Source organism: Arachidicoccus sp., assembly GCF_050436765.1.
GTDB lineage: Bacteria > Bacteroidota > Bacteroidia > Chitinophagales > Chitinophagaceae > Arachidicoccus.
This window is the reverse complement of the sequence record NZ_JBNQGD010000338.1, coordinates 1-19,615: the sequence shown is the minus strand read 5'-3', so window position 1 is coordinate 19,615 and position 19,615 is coordinate 1. Positions and strand designations below refer to the sequence as shown.

At 35.8% G+C, this 19,615-nt stretch carries 22 protein-coding genes; 8 read left to right on the top strand and 14 right to left on the bottom strand.

Going from position 1 to position 19,615, the window contains the following annotated elements; all coding sequences use genetic code 11:
- Window positions 1-183: Mur ligase domain-containing protein (locus ACQR30_RS14685; RefSeq protein WP_429736434.1), on the bottom strand; the 183-nt coding region annotated here is incomplete at its 3' end.
- Window positions 184-259: 76 nt separating this feature from the next.
- The gene (locus ACQR30_RS14680) at window positions 260-643 is read right to left on the bottom strand and encodes a DUF4783 domain-containing protein (protein ID WP_429736432.1); all 384 of its coding nucleotides are present in this window, start codon (window positions 641-643) and stop codon (window positions 260-262) included.
- Between the two features lie 154 nt (window positions 644-797).
- On the opposite strand from ACQR30_RS14680, the gene gpmI reads away from it, so the two are divergent.
- On the top strand, window positions 798-2,327 hold the full coding sequence (gene gpmI / locus ACQR30_RS14675; RefSeq protein ID WP_429736430.1) for a 2,3-bisphosphoglycerate-independent phosphoglycerate mutase: 1,530 nt from the start codon (window positions 798-800) through the stop codon (window positions 2,325-2,327).
- Window positions 2,328-2,390: 63 nt separating this feature from the next.
- Here the strand turns inward: gpmI and ACQR30_RS14670 are convergent, their stop codons facing one another.
- Window positions 2,391-3,341, bottom strand: coding sequence for a glycosyltransferase family 2 protein (locus tag ACQR30_RS14670; protein ID WP_429736428.1), 951 nt, complete (start codon window positions 3,339-3,341; stop codon window positions 2,391-2,393).
- A gap of 4 nt (window positions 3,342-3,345) precedes the next feature.
- Window positions 3,346-4,377, bottom strand: coding sequence for a hypothetical protein (locus ACQR30_RS14665; protein WP_429736426.1), 1,032 nt, complete (start codon window positions 4,375-4,377; stop codon window positions 3,346-3,348).
- Between the two features lie 220 nt (window positions 4,378-4,597).
- On the opposite strand from ACQR30_RS14665, the gene ACQR30_RS14660 reads away from it, so the two are divergent.
- Window positions 4,598-5,404 carry a glycosyltransferase family 2 protein gene (locus ACQR30_RS14660; RefSeq protein WP_429736424.1) on the top strand — a complete coding sequence of 269 codons (807 nt, stop codon included), beginning with the start codon at window positions 4,598-4,600 and terminating at the stop codon, window positions 5,402-5,404.
- Window positions 5,405-6,220 (top strand): glycosyltransferase family 2 protein, encoded by an 816-nt coding sequence (locus ACQR30_RS14655; RefSeq protein WP_429736422.1) that lies wholly within the window; start codon window positions 5,405-5,407, stop codon window positions 6,218-6,220.
- A 77-nt stretch (window positions 6,221-6,297) separates the two neighbouring features.
- Here ACQR30_RS14655 and ACQR30_RS14650 read toward each other — a convergent pair whose 3' ends face one another.
- Entirely contained in the window at window positions 6,298-7,404 is a 1,107-nt protein-coding gene (locus ACQR30_RS14650) for a hypothetical protein (RefSeq protein WP_429736420.1), read from the bottom strand.
- 493 nt (window positions 7,405-7,897) lie between these two features.
- Here ACQR30_RS14650 and ACQR30_RS14645 point away from each other — a divergent pair, with 493 nt between their 5' ends.
- Complete coding sequence (locus tag ACQR30_RS14645) at window positions 7,898-8,683, top strand: enoyl-CoA hydratase/isomerase family protein (protein ID WP_429736418.1); 786 nt, start codon at window positions 7,898-7,900, stop codon at window positions 8,681-8,683.
- 62 nt (window positions 8,684-8,745) lie between these two features.
- On the opposite strand, the gene ACQR30_RS14640 is transcribed toward ACQR30_RS14645, so the two are convergent.
- Both ACQR30_RS14640 and ACQR30_RS14635 read right to left on the bottom strand, forming a co-directional pair.
- On the bottom strand, window positions 8,746-9,339 hold the full coding sequence (locus ACQR30_RS14640; protein ID WP_429736416.1) for a carboxymuconolactone decarboxylase family protein: 594 nt from the start codon (window positions 9,337-9,339) through the stop codon (window positions 8,746-8,748).
- 80 nt (window positions 9,340-9,419) lie between these two features.
- Complete coding sequence (locus ACQR30_RS14635; protein WP_429736414.1) at window positions 9,420-9,989, bottom strand: peroxiredoxin; 570 nt, start codon at window positions 9,987-9,989, stop codon at window positions 9,420-9,422.
- A gap of 197 nt (window positions 9,990-10,186) precedes the next feature.
- Between ACQR30_RS14635 and ACQR30_RS14630 the strand changes: the two genes are divergently transcribed.
- The 3 genes from ACQR30_RS14630 (at window position 10,187) to ACQR30_RS14620 (ending at window position 13,852) form a co-directional block, all read left to right on the top strand.
- Entirely contained in the window at window positions 10,187-12,364 is a 2,178-nt protein-coding gene (locus ACQR30_RS14630; RefSeq protein WP_429736412.1) for a S9 family peptidase, read from the top strand.
- Window positions 12,365-12,557: 193 nt separating this feature from the next.
- Window positions 12,558-12,986: a helix-turn-helix domain-containing protein gene (locus ACQR30_RS14625; RefSeq protein ID WP_429736410.1), complete on the top strand. Its 429-nt coding sequence runs from the start codon at window positions 12,558-12,560 to the stop codon at window positions 12,984-12,986.
- A gap of 23 nt (window positions 12,987-13,009) precedes the next feature.
- Entirely contained in the window at window positions 13,010-13,852 is an 843-nt protein-coding gene (locus ACQR30_RS14620) for an IS3 family transposase (protein ID WP_429736408.1), read from the top strand.
- Between the two features lie 72 nt (window positions 13,853-13,924).
- Here the strand turns inward: ACQR30_RS14620 and rplQ are convergent, their stop codons facing one another.
- From rplQ to infA, 7 genes are all read right to left on the bottom strand, one after another.
- Window positions 13,925-14,707, bottom strand: a complete 783-nt coding sequence (rplQ, locus tag ACQR30_RS14615; RefSeq protein ID WP_429736406.1) for a 50S ribosomal protein L17 — start codon at window positions 14,705-14,707, stop codon at window positions 13,925-13,927.
- Window positions 14,708-14,781: 74 nt separating this feature from the next.
- A complete protein-coding gene (locus tag ACQR30_RS14610) occupies window positions 14,782-15,780 on the bottom strand; it encodes a DNA-directed RNA polymerase subunit alpha (protein ID WP_429736404.1) in 999 nt (332 codons plus the stop codon).
- 105 nt (window positions 15,781-15,885) lie between these two features.
- Entirely contained in the window at window positions 15,886-16,491 is a 606-nt protein-coding gene (rpsD, locus tag ACQR30_RS14605; RefSeq protein ID WP_429736402.1) for a 30S ribosomal protein S4, read from the bottom strand.
- 116 nt (window positions 16,492-16,607) lie between these two features.
- Complete coding sequence (gene rpsK / locus ACQR30_RS14600) at window positions 16,608-17,012, bottom strand: 30S ribosomal protein S11 (RefSeq protein WP_119989421.1); 405 nt, start codon at window positions 17,010-17,012, stop codon at window positions 16,608-16,610.
- 147 nt (window positions 17,013-17,159) lie between these two features.
- On the bottom strand, window positions 17,160-17,540 hold the full coding sequence (rpsM, locus tag ACQR30_RS14595) for a 30S ribosomal protein S13 (RefSeq protein WP_429736399.1): 381 nt from the start codon (window positions 17,538-17,540) through the stop codon (window positions 17,160-17,162).
- A gap of 37 nt (window positions 17,541-17,577) precedes the next feature.
- Complete coding sequence (ykgO, locus tag ACQR30_RS14590) at window positions 17,578-17,694, bottom strand: type B 50S ribosomal protein L36 (RefSeq protein ID WP_429736397.1); 117 nt, start codon at window positions 17,692-17,694, stop codon at window positions 17,578-17,580.
- A 31-nt stretch (window positions 17,695-17,725) separates the two neighbouring features.
- The gene (gene infA, locus ACQR30_RS14585; protein ID WP_066208999.1) at window positions 17,726-17,944 is read right to left on the bottom strand and encodes a translation initiation factor IF-1; all 219 of its coding nucleotides are present in this window, start codon (window positions 17,942-17,944) and stop codon (window positions 17,726-17,728) included.
- A gap of 591 nt (window positions 17,945-18,535) precedes the next feature.
- Between infA and ACQR30_RS14580 the strand changes: the two genes are divergently transcribed.
- A partial coding sequence (locus tag ACQR30_RS14580; RefSeq protein ID WP_429736394.1) for a biotin/lipoyl-containing protein occupies window positions 18,536-19,615 on the top strand: 1,080 nt, incomplete at its 3' end.

The window sequence follows — 19,615 nt, the reverse complement described above, 5'->3', positions numbered from 1 at the left end:
TTCCTTTTGTTCATCAACAATAGCAAATGCAGCTCCATCTGCCAATGCCTTTCCAGCATATAAGTTACCATCGAAATTGGGGCCTTTGAGCGCAAAAAATAAGTCACCCTTCTGCACTTTGCGACTGTCCGTCTGTATTGACGGGTATTGCAAGAATATTCGATACAAGCTAATAATATCCATAATTGTGTTTATATAAAAACAAAAATAGCGATTGAAATAATATTCAATCGCTATTTTTTAAACTTATGTTTTATAATTAGTTAATGCGCACCGATACTATCGAAGTATCATTATTTTTGGTTTTAAGCATCAACGTAATATTATATTCATGTGAATCACTTTTTAATTTCCCTGCTAAATAACCGGTACCCCCCATTTCTCGTTGGGAAATTACCTCGAAGCCTGAGATATTTCGCTCAGAATAAAAATCTTTCAAAGTAAGAGTGGCCTGATTTTTACTCACATTTTTTACTTCCTCTTTATTAGGCAGTTTTATATCAATAAAACTATCAAAGTGTTTAGAAACTTCTGTCGCATCACCTTTTTTTAAGGCACTTATAATTTCACTGACACCTGAAACAGGCGCAACAAACCCCATTAACGTAAACATTCCCGCAAGAATAAATAAAATTTTCTTCATTTCTAATTCGATTTAAAATCACAAATAAGCAGCAAAGAATGAGCCAAATTGTAAAAATTCATATAAAATATTATATTAGTTAGATATACTAATGATCACTAAGTTTAAAATTCCTAACTTTAGCGCTTAAATTTATTAAAACATAAAATAAACAATGCAAGCGAAAAAAGCAATACTACTCATTATGGATGGTTGGGGCTTAGGGAAAAGCAAAGAAATTGATGCTATTCAAAATGCAGAAACTCCTTTTGTGGATTCTTTATATAACAAATATCCGCATACGACTCTGGTTACTTGCGGCGAAGCAGTTGGATTGCCAGATGGGCAAATGGGCAATAGTGAAGTAGGCCACCTTAATTTAGGTGCCGGCAGAATTGTTTACCAAGAACTGCAGCGCATTAATGTCGCTATAAAAGAGAACACATTTCATAAAAATGAAACTCTTTTGGCATCTATTGACAAAGCAAAAGAAAAGAATAAACCATTGCATCTTATAGGCCTAGTAAGTAATGGAGGCGTACATAGCCATATCAATCACTTAAAAGCTATAATTGATGTTTGCAAAGAAAGAGATTTTAAAAACGTATTTGTGCACGCTTTCACCGATGGCCGGGATTGCGACCCGCACAGCGGAAAAGATTTTATTAAAGATTTGCAAAATCATTTATCTAAAACAGGCATTGGTCACATTGCAACAATTACCGGCAGATATTACGCTATGGACCGTGACAAGCGTTGGGAACGAGTAAAACTAGCATACGATGCTCTGGTAAATGGCGTGGGCGTGGAAAGTGACGACCTTTTAGCAGCCATAGAAAAATCTTACTCAACTGAAGTTACAGATGAATTCATAAAACCAATCGTCAACGCACGTTTAAAAGATAATGCGGACAGCAAAATCAAAGACGGCGATGTCGCCATCTGTTTTAACTTCCGTACTGACCGTTGTCGTGAAATTACCGAAGTATTGACTCAGAAAGATTTTCCTGAATTTGGTATGAAGAAATTAAATCTTGATTATACCACGATGACAGAATATGATGCGACATTTAAAAATGTGCATGTAATTTTTGAAAATGATAACCTGACTAAAACACTCGGCGAAGTCTTAGCCGATAATCATAAAAAGCAAATACGTATTGCGGAAACGGAAAAATATCCGCACGTAACATTCTTCTTTAGTGGAGGAAGAGAACAGCCTTTCGATGGTGAAAAAAGAATAATGGCACCTTCTCCAAAAGTCGCTACCTACGACTTGCAACCTGAAATGAGTGCCTATGAAATTACTGAAAAAATTATTCCGGAAATAGAAGACGAAACCGCAGACTTCATTTGTTTAAACTTTGCCAACACAGATATGGTGGGTCACACTGGTGTTTTTGGGGCTGTGGTAAAAGCAGCTGAAACAGTAGACAAATGTGTAGAAGAAATAGTAGTTGAAGCACTAAAACATGACTACACCATTTTCCTAACAGCCGATCATGGCAATGCAGACAATATGATTAATGAAGATGGCAGCCCTAACACCCAACACTCTTTAAATTTAGTACCTCTTTTTTTAATCAGTAACGATTTTAAAGGAGAATTAAAAGCAGGAAAATTAGGGGACATCGCTCCATCTATCTTAAAAGTAATGGGAATCGATATTCCCAAAGAAATGACAGGAAATGTGTTGATAGACTAAAAGTGATTAACGCAGAATGCTTAAAGCTAGATACCCAATATATTTAGTTTTAAGCATTTTACTTTACAGCTTGCCATTCCACCCAAACTTACCCACCTTTTTAAAGTTTTTAAATCCGAAAAGTAACTTACCTCCTAGGACTTTATTTTCAAAAAAGGAAAGAATACGATATTTTAATTTGAATTTTCTGGTTAACTCCGTAGGCCTTTCACCGGTATATCTTAACAAATGGCTCCAATTCATTTTCTCTATGCGTTCTTTCATCACTTCAGGATGTGAGCCTTTAAAATCTGGCAATAAAGAAAGATTACCATAATCAAAATATGCCTCGTTCACTTCCATATCGCTCCCCCAATGCATATGGTTCTGCTCCGCCTTTTTTGCCACAAGACAACGAGGGTCGCGCGACCAACTATAATGATAAAGCCAAGCATTCAAATCGATACAATTTAATTTCTTTGTATTTTTCTCTTGCCAATAATCTCCGTAATCAAAATTAGGCATCCATCTAAAAGATTGCGCATCTCGCCAAGAGTGAATATCGGGATGATTCCGTATAATACGGATTTCCTTAGGATAAGCGATATGTAATGCGTCGATATATTTATCATAAGAGCCAAAAAACCAAATATAATTAAGCAGAAAGCCGTCCACAGCTTCTTCTTTTAAATATTTTTCGCAGGCTGCCTTAATAATAGGAATGCCGTCCTCATGCAATACTTCGTCCGCTTGTATATAAAAACACCAATCGCCAGTGCAAGCTGCTAAGGCGACATCTGTCTGATGTGCATATACCTGACCGTCTTTGTTATATTTGGAAGTATCCCAATTGGAATGAATGATTTTAATTTTATCCGATGCAATGCTTTTCACCAATTGCTCCGTTTCATCAGAACTATCACCCAATGCAATTACAAATTCATCTACCAGATTTAAAATAGAAGTAATACTTTCCACAATGGGGAAATCGTATTGAATGGCGTTGCGCACAATCGTGAATCCTGAAATTTTCATTTGGCTAATTATTCATATCTGCTAAAGTAATAGGTGTATTGGGCTGAATATCTAATACAAAATTAATCCAATTGCTAAAACAATATTTCTTTTTTATTCTTTCATCAATTTTTATATAATCACTCTTCATAAATTTTGATAGATTTTGTTCATCATCTTCTCCTAAAACAAAGACATTTTGAGGGTGATAAAAATCAAAATGCTTTATCGTCTTATTATTAGTCACTAATTTTTTTTCAAAACAAATAGCCTCAAATGTCCTAAAAGAAAGCCCATTATGAATTCTATTATTAAAATCCAAGAGCACAGATGCCTTTTTCACATTTCTAATATTCTCTTTGTATGTTAAAGTTTTAGCAATGGGAGTATAAATTTTGTTATTCAACTCTGACAGTTCTTTATTCTTTACGTAAACAAAAATATTTTTTTTAATGTTTATAGTAGCAATCTTGTCAAGAAATAAATTGAGCTCGTTTAATCTCTGCAAGGAATATGTAAACACAAAATATATTTCCTCTTCTATTTTTTCATCAATATTTAAAATTTCAGGTAAGTCAAAATAGAAATTTGTCAAATATAATAATTCTTTTTTCCGATAATTCAAATCGTTGGAATCAAAAACAAAGAATCGATCAAAATAATTAATCACACCAAAAACTGTGGGAAAGCGATTAAGCCCATCCCATTGGTAACCAATCAAAAGCTTCGCTTTACTTTTTAACTTTAATAAGATCTTGTCCGAATACATATCGGGGCGGATTAGTAAAGCAAATTCTGCTTTTCCTTCTATCAAATCTATTTTTTTCAAAATGCCTTCTTCAAAATCGTTAATACGCAAATTAACTTTAAAACGTTTATCGCCTAAAAAGGTTTTTCTAAAGAAATTGTGTGCCCGCTGCCTATAATTTCTGTACTTAAAACGATCTTCATCAAAACTTATATCAATGATATTGAAACCACAATATCTTAAATTTTCGAGAATTACCGTTGACAACAAAAAAGAAGTTGTTTGCCCTAAAATAATAGTTTTACTCATCAATTCACTTTTTCTTTTAAAATCAAAAATATAACTTTTAGCGTTCGACAGAAGAATAATAGCAAACAAATATTTCTCATAATGAGAATTGTAAATAATTAAAAAATTATTTTGCAAAACTCATTATAACAATTGAATACATTCGTCAAACTCCTATATTGAGGAATTTAACTCTTAAAATGTATTTTTGCTTTATTAAAGATAATCGATCAGTCAACTAATGATTAAATGTAGTCTAATAATATCGACCTATAATTGGCCAGAGGCTTTAAACTTATGCTTGCAAAGCATACTTCAACAAAGTATCCTGCCAAATGAAATTATTATTGCGGATGATGGTTCAAAAGATAATACGGGAAAGCTAATTAACGATTTTAAACACCTCTTTTCTATTCCCTTAATTCACGTATGGCAAGAGGATGACGGATTTAGGCTTTCAAAAATTAGAAATAAGGCTATTGCAAAAAGTAATTACGAATATATTATTCAGATTGATGGAGATGTAATTCTAAATAAATATTTTATTCAGGATCATTTATTTTTCGCACAGAAAAAAGCACTTCTTCAAGGCTCAAGGGTTATGCTGGGCAATTTAATAAGTCAACAATTAATCCAAAATACGACAATAGACTTTTCGTTGATAAATAAAGATATAAAACGGAAAGAAAACGGCATCCGCTTTTATTTACTAACCAAAATATTTTTGCACAGATATAGGCTCCCAAGTAAAAAGCCAAAATATTTCGCAAGGGGTGCAAACATGTCATTTTGGAAATCCGATTTCATTTTGGTAAATGGCTACAACGAAAAATTTGAAGGCTGGGGACATGAGGACAGTGACCTTACTATCAGATTGATGAATATTGGTGTAGAAAAACTATATTTTAAATTTGCAGGAATTATTTATCACTTATATCACAAGGAAGAGAAGACTAAAAACGAAGATATGGCAAATAAAAATCTTCTACGTTCCGCATATAGCGATCGGACCACCAAGATCGAGACTGGCATAAATCAATACATTTAAATGAAGAATTCTAATTTACCCACTTGTAGTTTAATTATATCTACATATAATTGGCCTGATGCACTTGATCTTTGTTTAAAAAGCTGCCTTCATCAGACTATATTTCCAAATGAAATTATTATAGCAGACGATGGTTCAAAGAATGATACAAAAATTTTAGTCGAAAAATATATGGCCGAAAACCCTAATCTTTTTAAACATATTTGGCAGGAAGATGCTGGATTTAGACTTTCAAAGATTAGAAATAAAGCTATACTTGCATCAACATCAGATTATATAATTCAAATAGATGGCGATGTAATTTTAAATAAGTTCTTCATAGAAGACCATTTAAGAATGGCTGAGGAAAAAAATTTTATTTGCGGTAGTAGAGCCAGTCTGCCTGCTGAATATAGTAAAGAAGTCATTAAAAAAGGAATCAAAGAACCAAATCGATTTAAGATTCCACTCTCTCATATTCTAAATAGCTTTAGAATACCTTTCTTGACAAAAAGGATCGCCTACAAATATCAAGAAGGAAAATTGCTTTCATTGAGAGGATGCAATATGTCGTTTTGGAAAAAGGATATTGTTTCTATAAATGGTTATAATGAAAGCTATGAAGGATGGGGACATGAAGATGCCGAAATGGTTGTACGCCTATATAATAAAGGGGTCAAAAAAAAATATTTAAAATTTGGCGGGATTGTTTATCATATTTTTCATAAAATAAATATCAAAGAAAATGAAGTGCAAAACTTTGAGATGCTTAATACTGCCATAAAAAATAAGATTATATGGTGTGAAAATGGTTTGCAAAAAAATACTCAGCAATAATGAAACTATTTCATATTCTAACGACTCGCTTTGCTTTAGTGCTTCTTTAAGAGAAGCGGAGTATACAAATGTCTATTTTAAGAAAATTTTTTTCGTTGAACTACTTTTAATACCATATTAAGGTTAGGCATCAACATTTGTTTCATATGGATCTTCAATATCATGCCCATTGTTTTGGCCTTCAAGAAACCTATGTTCTGCCAGTGTTCGGCAAGCTCGAATTTCAATTGTTCTATTTTTTCAGAAGTAGAAATTTCATCCAACAACATTACGTCCATCAACTCCTTCATACGATAGCGTTCAGTAGCAATGCGATACACCAAACGAGATCGCTCCTCTACCTGATATTGTTTGATAGACTCCGCATCCAATAGTTTCAAGACATCTTGCACCATTGGAAAATTCTCTTTGGCAAACTGCGGCAAATACAAACGCATTCGTCCTTCATAAGTTTGCTGGTCAAAGTCTATGGCGCGAATGCTATATTGTGTCCCCTCAATATCGGGCGTAATATTTACCACAAAATTGTAAGCACGCATATCACCAAGTAGGCGCACATAACAAGATTCATTAAATTTCACAAAAGTCTTCAAAAGCCTAACTAGATTGGTTTCCGGTTTATGCAGATAGTCACGAATAAAAATATCACCCGGTATACCTGCAATATGTTCTTCAACTAAGGTTTGGTCAGAAGTAAGAAAAGTAACTCTTGCTGAAGACAATAAATGTTCCAATTCTAAACCGTACACTCGATTTGCATCAGCTTTCTTTATGTAAAAATGATCATAGTTACCATTGAAAATATTAACGATTCGAATACGAAAAGGTTGGCTATTTCCAAAGCTGCAGAAGTCTATTCGTTCTACATTTAGGTTATCCGAAAAACTAAAATCGCCCTCTGTTTTGAGCATTGCGTAGCACTTTACCAAACCATCTTTTAGGAACTCCCATTCACGCATATCATAGCTTACCTGCTCCCAAGCCGTTTCACTTCCATCTTTATCCATCAACGGGCGGGCATACTTAAAATGTATTAAATCATCATAGGTTATTGGCAAAGGTACTTCCCGTCCGTATTTTTTTAAATAGCTTCGCAGCCTTGGCTTTATCGAATAAATAATTTTTTTCTTCGATGGCTGAATCCCTCCTTGTTGAGAAGACATATCTGCTTTTTTATTCAACATAATTTTTCGAAAATACAATTAAAATCCGGCACCACGCCGGTCCCTCTAAAACTGGACGCTACGCACATAACACCATTTTCAAAAAGAATCATTACTGTTCACCGGTAATTTCACACATTTTAATTTTATATCCCATTTGTTTTAATGAATCTGCTATCTCAGCATCCAATCTTTTTTTATAAACAATATATCAGACCCATTACCGAAGAACCTCGGTATTTTTTAACGCATCCAATTGGACAAACAAATGTGCCGTAAGAACTAATCCAAAAACAAATAAGGAAAATTTTTTCATTTTTGGCCGGTATCAGATTGATCATAAAATTAAATTAAAAAAAGAAGAGCTAAAGGACAAGAAAATAGCTTAAAATTACCGAATCCATTTTATTTTTTTACCTCATTTTTTTAAGATTTTTTTTAGCGTAAATACAAAGTTATTTAATAACTTTCAGCAGAAATAAGAATCACCTCTAATTAAAATAAAATTACACATATGCTAGTTGATGAAGTTGAAGCAAAAGAAGGATATGTAAAGGCGGAAGTACATAATCAAATTACGACGATTGAATTTTATCATCCAAAAGGAAACTCATTACCATCTAGACTACTTGCCAAACTGACGCAGGAAATTGATCACGCATCTCACGACGATAATACAAACGTAATATTATTGCGTTCTGTACAACATGATGTGTTTTGCTCAGGAGCGTCTTTCAACGAACTTGTAGAAATAAAAAATGAGGCGGATGCAACACGCTTTTTTATGGGATTTGCCAATGTAATCAATGCAATGCGCAAGTGCTCAAAGCTTATTGTGGCGCGCATTCATGGCAAATGTGTTGGTGGTGGTGTGGGACTTGCTGCCGCATCTGACTATGCCATTGCGTTAGAAGGAGCAGATGTCCGGTTAAGCGAGTTAAGTATTGGAATTGGCCCGTATGTGATCGCTCCCGCACTTATTAGAAAAATGGGACTTTCTGCGAGTCAAATTGCGATAGATTCTCATTTATGGCGAAATAGCGACTGGGCAAGGCGTAAAGGGCTGTATTCAGAACTGCATCCAAATAAAGAAAGCATGGAAGAATCCATTGAAAGACTCCTTGGTTCTTTGTCCAAAAATAGTAACGAAGCCAACAGCTCTTTGAAAAGAATGCTTTGGGAAGGTTGCGAAAATTGGGATACCTTGTTAGCACAACGAGCCGCTACTACCGGAAAATTGTTAATGCAAGAACAGACACAAACTTTTCTAAGCGGATTTAATAAAAGTGTCGTATTCTAAAAAGGGAGCATAATACATCTGATCAAATGTACTATGCTCTCTTTCACTTATAAAATCGTCTTCTAAGAAAGAACAGTGACCAGTCCTTTCAGCACTGCTCCTAATTTTACAGCTTCTAAAATTTTAGTTTCTGAAGTGCCCTCGTTTATTAATTTTGATTCGTGCGATTTTACACACAATTCACAACCATTGATAGCCGAAACAGTTAAGCTGATTAGCTCAAAAATTTCCCTACCCAAAATAGGCGCCGCCATTATCGACATCTTAATACCAGCCGGTTGATTGTTATAAAATTCTTTATTCGCAAAATGACGGAAACGATAATAAATATTATTTACATTCATCAGGGAAGTCAGGCTAATGACTTCTGCTAATTCTTCTTGCGTAATACCCGCCGCCTCTGCCTTGATAACAAAAGCCTCTTTCAATAAATTATTCCTTTCATTCACTGCCACAGCATAGGCCAATAATATTGTTTCCTTTTTGCTCAATGCTTGCGCATTATTCAATACATTACTAACATTTATTTTTAAATCCTTAATATAGCGTGCATTTGTATTGATAAGTGTTTCAACTGTTGTAAGCCCTTCATATCCTTTTAAATCCAACAAACTTACAAGGTTGTTGAATGTTTCATTTTCTATAACTCCGTTCATTGCGCATATTTTAAAAAGGCAGAAAGTCACCCTGCCTTTTGTTATTTATTTAATAGATTTGATCTGGCCAATGGCACAAATTAATTAAGAGAAGATTCTAATTGTTGTGTTAATGTTTCTTCACCTTTATTCCAATTACAAGGACAAAGTTCGTCTGTTTGCAATGCATCTAAAACACGTATTACCTCCTGTACATTACGGCCCACATTCAAATCATTTACACTTACCCAACGAATGATTCCTTCGTTATCTATAATAAAAGTTGCACGATATGCAATTTTTTCTGCCTCATCCAAAATACCTAATTCTTCCGCTAGAGACTTAGAAGTATCTGCCAACATGGGAAATTTCAAATCTTTCAAATCTTTGTGATCTCTTCTCCAAGCAGCGTGTACAAATTCCGAGTCAGTAGAAGCGCCAATCAATAGTGTATCGCGATCAGAGAACTCACTATATTTTCTATTAAACTCCGCGATTTCAGTTGGACATACAAAAGTGAAATCTTTCGGCCACCAAAAAAGTACGGTCCACTGCCCTTTCAAATCTTCGTTTGATAAATCCTTAAATTCTCTACCAGGCTCGATAGACACAGCTGCTTTCTTATTAAATTCTGGAAACCTACTTCCGATGGATAAAATCCTGTTACTCATGATATTTTATTTTTAATTTTAAAGGTGATAATTACTCATTTCCAGGAGCAAAGATAAACGTTATAGATATAGATATTAATTCTTGATATCTATATACTTATCAATAAAATCTATTACAAAAATTCTTTACCACTCATCACAGCAACTAAATATTTTAAACAAACTTCTTTACATTTATGCCTAAATTTTTCCAACAAATGAATAAAATAAAGCTATTCCTTTTCTTTTGCTTATTATCGCTGATACTCTCGGTAAGCGCGCAACCTTATGTCACAAAATATAAATGGTCGAAAGACGGCAACTCTTATTACACCGCCAATAAAAATCAAATCGAAAAAGTGACTTTGCCCGATCAGGTAAAGCAAATAGTCGTTTCCGCAGCTGAATTAACACCATCGGACTCTTCAAAAGCATTGATCTTAGAAGATTTCAATATCTCATTAAATGGCAAGAAAATATTAATTTATACCAACTCCAAAAAAGTTTGGCGTTATCATACCCGTGGCGATTATTGGGTATATGATATGCAATCAAAAAGATTAACGCGGTTAGGCAAAGGTCTCCCAGTCGCTTCTCTGATGTTTGCAAAATTTTCTCCCAACGGTAACAAAGTGGCTTACAGCAGCAAGCATAATATGTATGTAGAAGATCTAGCGTCAAATAAAATCACGCAACTTACTACTGATGGCACTGACAGAATGATTAACGGCACTTTTGACTGGGTCTATGAAGAAGAATTCGGCGCAAGGGATGGTTTCCGATGGTCCCCAGATAGTAAAAAAATTGCTTTCTGGCAGGTTGATGCGCGCAGCATTCGTAATTTTTTAATGATTGACAACACTGATTCAATTTATTCTTTTGTAAAACCCGTGGAATATCCCGTCGTTGGTCAAGTACCTTCGGCTGTAAAAATCGGCGTGGTAAATATTAGTTCTAAAAAAACAACCTGGATGAAAATACCGGGTGACGATCGTGAACATTATTTACCAAGAATGGAGTGGGCGGATGACAATAACATCGTTGCCCAACAATTAGACAGAAAACAACAAACGAGCGTTTTATATTTAGCAAATGCCACTACAGGTTTTGCCAAAGCTTTTTATAAAGAGACCAGCAATACATGGGTAGATATAAAATCCCGGTGGCATGGCGATAATCCAATTGGTTGGGATTGGATTGAAAATGGAAAAGCATTCCTTTGGGTTACTGAAAAGGACGGCTGGCGTCATATCTATCGCGTTGATAGGAATGGAGAAGAAAAATTGATTACCTATGGCGATTATGATATTTTAGACATGCTTGCTGTCAATGAAAACGAAGGCTACATCTATTTTTTAGCTTCTCCCGACAATGCCACACAACAATATCTATATCGGACAAAATTAGACGGCACCGGGAAGGCAGAACGTTTATCTCCTATGGATGAACAAGGAACCCACGATTACGATATTTCACCCAACGGCAATTATGCAGAACATAGTTTTTCAAATGCCAATACATTTCCCATTCGAGATTGGGTAATGCTCCCCTCCAATAAAGTTATAGGAGATAACCCTGTTATAAAAACTATCCCGGCAAATGCCCCCCACGTAAAATACATTCACATTACTACTGACGAAGGTGTCACAATGGATGCGTCTGTTACAATGCCAACAGACTTCGACTCCAGCAAAAAATATCCTGTCGTATTCTATGTTTACACAGAGCCGGCCGCATGCACCGTAAAAGATACCTGGGGCAACGGCAGGGACTTTTTATACAACGGTAACATGCAAGCACCGGATGGATATATTTATATAAGTATTGATGGTCGCGGCACCCCCTCACCAAAAGGAACAGCCTGGAGACATTCGATTTATAAAAAGGTAGGCATCTTAAATATACAGGACCAATATGAAGCAGCCAAAAAAGTAATGCAGTGGTCCTATGTGGACACAAGTCGCGTTGCCGTTTGGGGCTGGAGTGGTGGTGGTTCGACGACTTTAAACTTACTATTTCAGCATGGGAATCTTTACAAAACCGGCATCTCTGTAGCTCCTGTAGCTAATCAATTGACTTATGATAATGTTTATGAGGAACGCTATATGGGGTTAATTACCGACAGCGACAATACCTATAAAGAGGCTTCCCCTATTACTTATGCAAGCGGATTAAAAGGAAATTTATTATTAATGCAGGGCTCCGGTGATGATAATGTTCATTATCAAAATTCCGAAATGGTCATCAATGCGCTTATTAAGTATAATAAACTATTTACTTTTATGGAATTTCCCAATCGTACGCATGCGATCTCAGAAGGAGAAGGTACAAGGGAATTTTTGAGTAACCTTTATACAACCTATTTGCAACAACATTGCCCTCCCGGCGGGAGGTAATATACATTACCAATTGAGAAAACCCAGTTGTTATTTACAACTGGGTTTTTATGAGCAAAATGTTTGGCTAAATCATAAATAAAATTAAGCTCTTTAATATTTAATTAAAAAGGGCAACTATTTTCATAGTAGCCCTTTTTTAAATAAAATATGTCCCGTCCTGAAATAGCGATACAACAAAAGCGTTATCAAAATGGAAGAGACAAACAATTATGTAAAGAGAACCCAGAAAGACTACAGTTTACAATTCAAGATTCAATTAGTTAAAGAGGTAGAGTCAGGAACTTTGGGGCTTTCAGAAGCCAGAAAGAAGTACGGCATTCAAGGCGATTCAACGGTTAGGAAATGGTTGCAGAAATATGGTAATTTTGATTGGGATAATCAAATGTCAACGAATATGCCTAAATCCCCTGAACAAAAAGTATTGGAGCTTGAGGCTAAAGTAAAATTGTTAGAAAAGCAGAAAGCCCAACTGGAACGACAGAACTACATAGCCGACGAAAAAGCCATCATTTTTGATATGATGATTGATATAGCCGAAAAGGAATTTAAGATTGATATCAGAAAAAATGCCTCGTCCGAACAACTCAAGCGTACACAAGCCAAAGGGAAGAAAGCATAAGCTTTGCTTGTGAGTTGTTCGGAGTGGACAGACAGTTTTATTACAGAAGCATCAAACGGGTTAAATGCAAGCAGTATATTGCAGAACAAGTGGTTGCAATGGTAATGCGGGAGCGAAAAGTTATGCCAAGATTAGGAGCCAAAAAATTATATCATAACTTGAAAGAATCGCTATTGAACTTACGCATAGGCAGGGATAAATTTATCGAAATCCTTAGAGCCAATCATCTGCTTATTGAACCTAAAAGAAGCTATCACACAACCACAATGTCACATCATAGATTCAGGAAGCATCCCAATGTGATAAAAGATGTTGCCATTACAGCACCAGAGCAAGTATGGGTATCTGACATAACTTATATTGGTAAACGGGAGAAGCCTTGTTATCTCAGTTTGATTACAGATGCATATTCCAAGAAGATCGTGGGCTTTGATGTGTCCAACTCATTGGCAACACAAAGTAGCCTAAAAGCATTGAGAATGGCAAGACGCAATAGGCAATATAAAGATAGTAAGCTCACCCACCATTCAGATAGAGGCTTACAATATTGCTCAGACGAATACCAATATCAACTGCTAAAAAATGGACTTTTATGTAGTATGACAGAAGACTCAAACCCTTATGAAAATGCAGTGGCAGAGCGTATAAATGGAATATTAAAGCAAGAATTTATGATCGATAGACTTCATTTAGATTTACCAATTATGAAACAAGTAATAAAAGAAGTAGTAGAAATCTACAACTCAAAAAGACCACATTTATCCAATCATATGCTAACACCAAACCAGATGCACAATCAATCAACACTAAAAATCAAAACCTACAAAACAAAAAACAGTAGCAATCTAACGACAACTACTGTTTAATTTTATAACTTTATTTTTTATTAATCCTGTATCACTATTTCAGGACTACACAATATATAGTATGGGAGAAGATTAAGCTTCTTTTCCACCTTTTAATTCATCCTGAAGAGTATTCAACTCGTCCCATTTACCATCAGCAGCTAATTGCGCTTGATGGGCCCAAGTTGTAGTAACAACAGCATTAAATTGGCCTTCAGAAGCATCTAAAATAGCTTTAATTTCGTCAGCAGATTTAGCGGCTAATTCAGCAAAAGTAGTAATACCCGCAGCGTTTAAAGTTTCAGCTGCTTTAGGGCCAATACCTTCAACTTTAGTCAAATCATCTTTAGAAGACTTCTCTTCTACTACTTCAGCCTCAGTTATCGCATTTGCATGAGCTATGGTTTCAACCGGGGAATCAACTTTTTTAGTAGTTGTAGCACGACTACGACGTGTTTTCTTAGCGGGTTCCTGATCGGAAGCAATACCCTTACCGTAAATCTCATTAAAGTCAACCAATTCAATCATGGCCTTTTCAGCATTGTCGCCTGGACGAATGCCTAATTTAATAATACGAGTATATCCACCTGGACGCGCATTTATTTTGGGACCAACCACCGTAAATAATTCCTTTACAGCCAACTTGTTTTGTAAAAAGCTAAATACAAGACGGTGATTGTGGCTAATCTGAGCCTCACTTTCGTTCTTTTTAGTTTTGGTAATCATTGGTTCAACATACTTACGCAATTCCTTCGCTTTCGCAAGCGTAGTTACAATACGTTTGTGCGTGATTAACTGAGCAGCAAGATTCGACAATAATGCATCTCTATGTGCTTTTTTTCTACCTAAATTGTTTTGTTTATCGCCGTGACGCATAACTTTATGTTTTATATCTACACCGTGTCAAGGTATGTAAATAGAGGCTATAGAAGCCTATTGTTTAAAAATAATTAATCGTTTACTTCAACACCCATTCTTACCAAATCCATTCCAAATTGCAAACCTCTTTCGTGTAAAACCTGTTCGATTTCAGTTAAAGATTTTTGGCCAAAGTTGCGGAACTTCATCAGGTCTTCCTGTTCATATTGAACCAATTCACTTAGAGAATTAATTTTAGCCGCCTTCAAACAATTGAATGCACGAACGGATAAATCTAAATCTTCTAAAGGAGTTTTCAATACCTTGCGCAATTGTAATACTTGTTCATCAACAACATCTTCTTTCTTATCTTCTTTGCTATCGAAAGTAATATTTTCGTCGGTGATAATCATTAAATGCTGAATCAAGATACGAGAGGCTTGTTTAACAGCTTCTTCTGGATGGATTGTGCCATCAGTTACTACATCTAATAATAGTTTTTCGTAGTCGGTACGTTGCTCCACACGATAGTTCTCAATCGCAATTTTGACATTTTTGATTGGCGTGTGAATAGAGTCGATAGCAACATAACCAAATGGTGCGTCTTTAATTTTATTTTCTTCTGCCGGAACATACCCACGACCTTTAGCGATGGTTAATTCAATATCTAATTTCGCAGAAGGATCTAAAACACACAATACTAATTCAGGATTCATCACTTCAAAACTTGAAGTGGCTTCGCCTAAATCAGCCGCAGTAAACTCAGATTTACCTTTAACGGATAAAGTTATTTTTTCGCTATTTACATCTTGTTCAACTAGCTTCTTAAAGCGTACCTGTTTTAAGTTTAAAATAAGTTCAGTTACATCTTCTGTTACACCAGGGATTGTAGCAAACTCGTGATCAACTCCTTCGATTTTAATACCGATAATAGCGTGGCCTTCTAAAGAGCTCAAAAGAACTCTACGTAAAGCGTTACCTACAGTTAGACCAAATCCTGGTTCTAGCGGACGGAATTCAAATTGACCATCAAAATCATTTACTTTTTGTAATACAATTTTATCTGGTTTTTGAAAGTTTAATATTGCCATATTAAAACTTGGTTTTATTGAGCTTTTCACCCGTAGATGAAAAGAATTTGTTTTAGAAAAGATGGTTTAATTATAGGTTAAAGCATAGCTTCAACAATAACTTCATTATTTAGAGTACAACTCTACGATCAACTGCTCTTTGATGTTCTCAGGTACATTTTCTCTTTCTGGGAAAGTAATAAAAGTACCTTTCTTTTCAGTTTCGTTCCAATCTAACCAACTAAATTTAGGATTTTTACCGCGAATTTGACTAGTTAACGAAGAGTTAGCTTCGCTTTTTTCTTTCATTCCGATGATATCTCCTGGTTTCAAGCGGTAGGAAGGGATATTTACAATATTTCCATTAACAGTAACGTGCTTGTGGCTAACCAACTGACGAGCAGCAGGGCGAGAAGCAGCAATACCTAAACGGAATACGGTATTATCTAAACGTGCTTCCAACAATTTGATCAAGTTCTCACCAGTAACACCTTTTAGACGGTTTGCATCGTCAAAAGTATTACGGAACTGGCGCTCTAACACACCATAAGTGTATTTTGCTTTTTGCTTTTCTTTTAATTGAGTAGCATATTCACCCAACTGTTTACGCTTGCGCATTGCGCCATGCTGACCTGGAGGATTGCTATTCTTACTTAGATATTTTCCATTACCTAAGATAGGCTCGCCGAAGATACGGCTGATTTTAGTTTTTGGGCCTGTGTAACGTGCCATAGTAAATTTGTATTTTTCGATTTTTTAATGACGATGCTTTATCTGTAAAAATCTAAAATGAATAAAACATCCTATTTTCAAATCGCAGATCTAAAATCTTAGATTGCAAATGTGATTTAAACTCTTCTTTTCTTTGGAGGACGGCAACCATTATGAGGTAATGGAGTGATGTCTTTGATAATAGCTACTTCAATCCCATTTTGAGAAAGAGAACGAATAGCGCCTTCACGTCCAGAACCTGGACCCTTTACATATACATCGACTCTTTTCAAACCTGCATCTACAGCTACTTTCGCCGCATCAGCAGCAGCCATCTGCGCAGCATATGGCGTGTTCTTTTTAGAACCACGGAAACCCATTTTACCAGCTGAAGACCAAGAAATCACTTGCCCTTGTTTGTTCGTAAGCGCAATAATAATGTTGTTGAATGTTGCACTGATATGTGCATCGCCATGTGCGTCCACTTTTACCACTCTTTTCTTAGCGGCTGCCTTGGCGCTCTGTTGTTTTCCTTTTGCCATTGTTTTTTTTTGAGGTAATCTTCTAATTTTTTGCCCCTCCCCTTCTCCCATTTCCAAGAGAATTATCCGGCGGCTTTTGTATACATATAAAATTTCAAATCCCAAACTACAAATAATGTAGCCTGAGATTTGAAATTATTTCCGATCCTATTTCTTAGGAGCCTTCTTTTTACCGGCAACTGTTTTACGCTTGCCTTTTCTAGTACGGCTATTCGTTCTGGTACGTTGACCACGCAAAGGCAAACCTTTACGGTGACGCAGACCACGGTAACAAGCAATATCCAACAAACGTTTAATATTCATTTGAACCTCACTACGTAAAGCACCTTCAACTTTAATTTGATTGGTGATAATATTACGAATAGCAGCTAACTCTTCATCATTCCACTGATTTACCTTTTTATCAAAGTCAATACCAGCTTCAGTTAAGATATTTTGAGCTGTTGAACGACCAATACCATAAATATAGGTTAATCCAATTTCACCTCTTTTATTTTTTGGTAAGTCTATACCGGCAATACGAGCCATAATTTATTATTAATTTTATAATTTTATAAAGGACAAATTAACCCTGACGCTGTTTAAAACGAGGATTCTTTTTGTTAATAATATATAGCTTACCTTTTCTGCGTACAATTTTGCAGTCGGCGCTACGTTTTTTTACAGATGCTCTAACTCTCATTAGTGTATTTATTTACAATTTTTCTAAAACCTTATTTATATCTAAAAATAATACGTCCTCTCGATAAATCATACGGGCTCATTTCTACGCCAACTTTATCTCCTGGAAGGATACGAATATAATGCATCCGCATTTTTCCCGATATAGTTGCCAAAATCTCGTGTCCGTTTTCTAGTTTCACCCTAAACATTGCGTTACTTAGCGCCTCTAGAATTACTCCGTCTTGTTTTATAAGTGGTTGTTTAGCCATACTATTTTTGGGAGCGCAAAGATATATATTATCTTCGGAATTATAAAAAATAATTGATTTTTTATTTCCGTTGTACGCAAGTTATTGAAATTCAGCTGCAAACTTAGGATAAAGATTACACATAATTAACAGAAATTCATATTTTTATTTTAATTTGCTACTGCATCCCTAAATATAGGCGTTGTTTAAAAATTTAGCAGACAAATATTCGCTTATTAATTTAGGAAAAGCACTGTAAAATAAATTCATCGTCGGGGCGTGGATTGGACGCAATAGACAAAAATAATGGGTCTGATATTAAAAGTATTTTTTTATATCTTTGCGGCGTCAGTACAAGACAGTAAAACCTCGGTAAGAACTATCGAGTATACGAGCGGAGCGAAATAAGACTTCCTGCGTCATCGGGGCAGTAAGGATAAGCTAAAACTCGAAGTCAATTGATCATGCAATGTCGATTGGCGGTTCACACAATTAAATTTGTGGCTTCGTGATAATACTATATCTTTTTGATGTAATTTCACGCCCAAACAATTTTGAAAAACCACGCATATAACTCCTTATGCGGAGAGCGAAAATTATAATTTAATTATTATGGCTGAAGTGATTTTAATGCCGCGTTTAAGCGATACTATGACAGAAGGTGTAATTGCCGCTTGGCATAAAAAAGTAGGTGATCCAGTAAAAAAAGGAGACCTACTTGCTGAAATAGAAACAGACAAAGCAACCATGGAGCTGGAAAGCTATCAGGAAGGGACTGTTCTATATTTGGGTGGTAATAATGGTAGTAAATTACAAGTAAATGATTTATTAGCCATTATTGGAAAAGAAGGTGAAGACGTGAGCAAATTAATTAAAGAAAACTCCGTCACAAAAACAACAGCCACACCTGAGGAAAAACCTACGGAGGTTAAACCAGAAACTAAACCAGCAGAAGTAGCTAACAATGCCCCCTCATTGGACATCAGCAACATGGAAGAAGTGGTATTAATGCCGCGACTGAGTGATACCATGACAGAAGGAGTAATTGCGTCTTGGCAAAAAAATGTGGGCGATGACGTAAAAAAAGGTGATGTTTTAGCAGAAATAGAAACCGACAAAGCTACAATGGAATTGGAAAGCTACAAGGATGGGAAACTGCTATATCAAGGTGCTAAAACGGGAGAAAAAATTCTAGTAAACAATTTATTGGCTATTATAGGTAATGATGGTCTGAATGTCGATGCTATTGTTGCTGCTGCAAAAGGTGGAAATACCGACGCAAAAGCGGAAGCAGCTTTCAATGAAGCGCCTGCAAAAACAGAAGCAGCAAAAACACCTGCGCCTCCGTCATCCACCCCGGCACAAGTACAGGAAGTACTAAACGAAGGACGCATTTTTGTTTCACCATTAGCTAAAAAATTAGCCGATGAAAAAGGTATAGATTTAAAATATGTAAAGGGATCTGGAGACAACGGTAGAATTGTACGGACAGATATCGAAAATTACACACCTCCCTCAGCTCAATCTCAAGTCGCGTCAACCCCGACATCTACTCCAAGCGCAGCACCTGCTGGACAAGTTTCTTTCGATGAAGTTCCGGTTTCACAAATGCGCAAAACCATTGCTCGTCGTTTGGCAGAAAGCAAATTCACTGCACCGCACTTCTACTTAACAATGAGCATCAATATGGAT

Bases quoted from the DNA above. Each gene is read 5' to 3' on its own strand.
- rpsK (WP_119989421.1), bottom strand. From the start codon at position 17,012: ATGGCAAAAGGAAAACAACAGAGCGCCAAGGCAGCCGCTAAGAAAAGA.
- ACQR30_RS14670 (WP_429736428.1), bottom strand. From the start codon at position 3,341: ATGAAAATTTCAGGATTCACGATTGTGCGCAACGCCATTCAATACGAT.
- infA (WP_066208999.1), bottom strand. From the start codon at position 17,944: ATGGCTAAACAACCACTTATAAAACAAGACGGAGTAATTCTAGAGGCG.
- ykgO (WP_429736397.1), bottom strand. From the start codon at position 17,694: ATGAGAGTTAGAGCATCTGTAAAAAAACGTAGCGCCGACTGCAAAATT.
- ACQR30_RS14630 (WP_429736412.1), top strand. From the start codon at position 10,187: ATGAATAAAATAAAGCTATTCCTTTTCTTTTGCTTATTATCGCTGATA.
- ACQR30_RS14665 (WP_429736426.1), bottom strand. From the start codon at position 4,377: ATGAGTAAAACTATTATTTTAGGGCAAACAACTTCTTTTTTGTTGTCA.
- ACQR30_RS14655 (WP_429736422.1), top strand. From the start codon at position 5,405: ATGAAGAATTCTAATTTACCCACTTGTAGTTTAATTATATCTACATAT.
- ACQR30_RS14680 (WP_429736432.1), bottom strand. From the start codon at position 643: ATGAAGAAAATTTTATTTATTCTTGCGGGAATGTTTACGTTAATGGGG.
- rpsD (WP_429736402.1), bottom strand. From the start codon at position 16,491: ATGGCACGTTACACAGGCCCAAAAACTAAAATCAGCCGTATCTTCGGC.
- ACQR30_RS14640 (WP_429736416.1), bottom strand. From the start codon at position 9,339: ATGAACGGAGTTATAGAAAATGAAACATTCAACAACCTTGTAAGTTTG.
- ACQR30_RS14635 (WP_429736414.1), bottom strand. From the start codon at position 9,989: ATGAGTAACAGGATTTTATCCATCGGAAGTAGGTTTCCAGAATTTAAT.
- ACQR30_RS14625 (WP_429736410.1), top strand. From the start codon at position 12,558: ATGGAAGAGACAAACAATTATGTAAAGAGAACCCAGAAAGACTACAGT.
- ACQR30_RS14645 (WP_429736418.1), top strand. From the start codon at position 7,898: ATGCTAGTTGATGAAGTTGAAGCAAAAGAAGGATATGTAAAGGCGGAA.
- ACQR30_RS14660 (WP_429736424.1), top strand. From the start codon at position 4,598: ATGATTAAATGTAGTCTAATAATATCGACCTATAATTGGCCAGAGGCT.
- rplQ (WP_429736406.1), bottom strand. From the start codon at position 14,707: ATGCGTCACGGCGATAAACAAAACAATTTAGGTAGAAAAAAAGCACAT.
- rpsM (WP_429736399.1), bottom strand. From the start codon at position 17,540: ATGGCTCGTATTGCCGGTATAGACTTACCAAAAAATAAAAGAGGTGAA.
- ACQR30_RS14650 (WP_429736420.1), bottom strand. From the start codon at position 7,404: ATGTTGAATAAAAAAGCAGATATGTCTTCTCAACAAGGAGGGATTCAG.
- ACQR30_RS14610 (WP_429736404.1), bottom strand. From the start codon at position 15,780: ATGGCAATATTAAACTTTCAAAAACCAGATAAAATTGTATTACAAAAA.
- gpmI (WP_429736430.1), top strand. From the start codon at position 798: ATGCAAGCGAAAAAAGCAATACTACTCATTATGGATGGTTGGGGCTTA.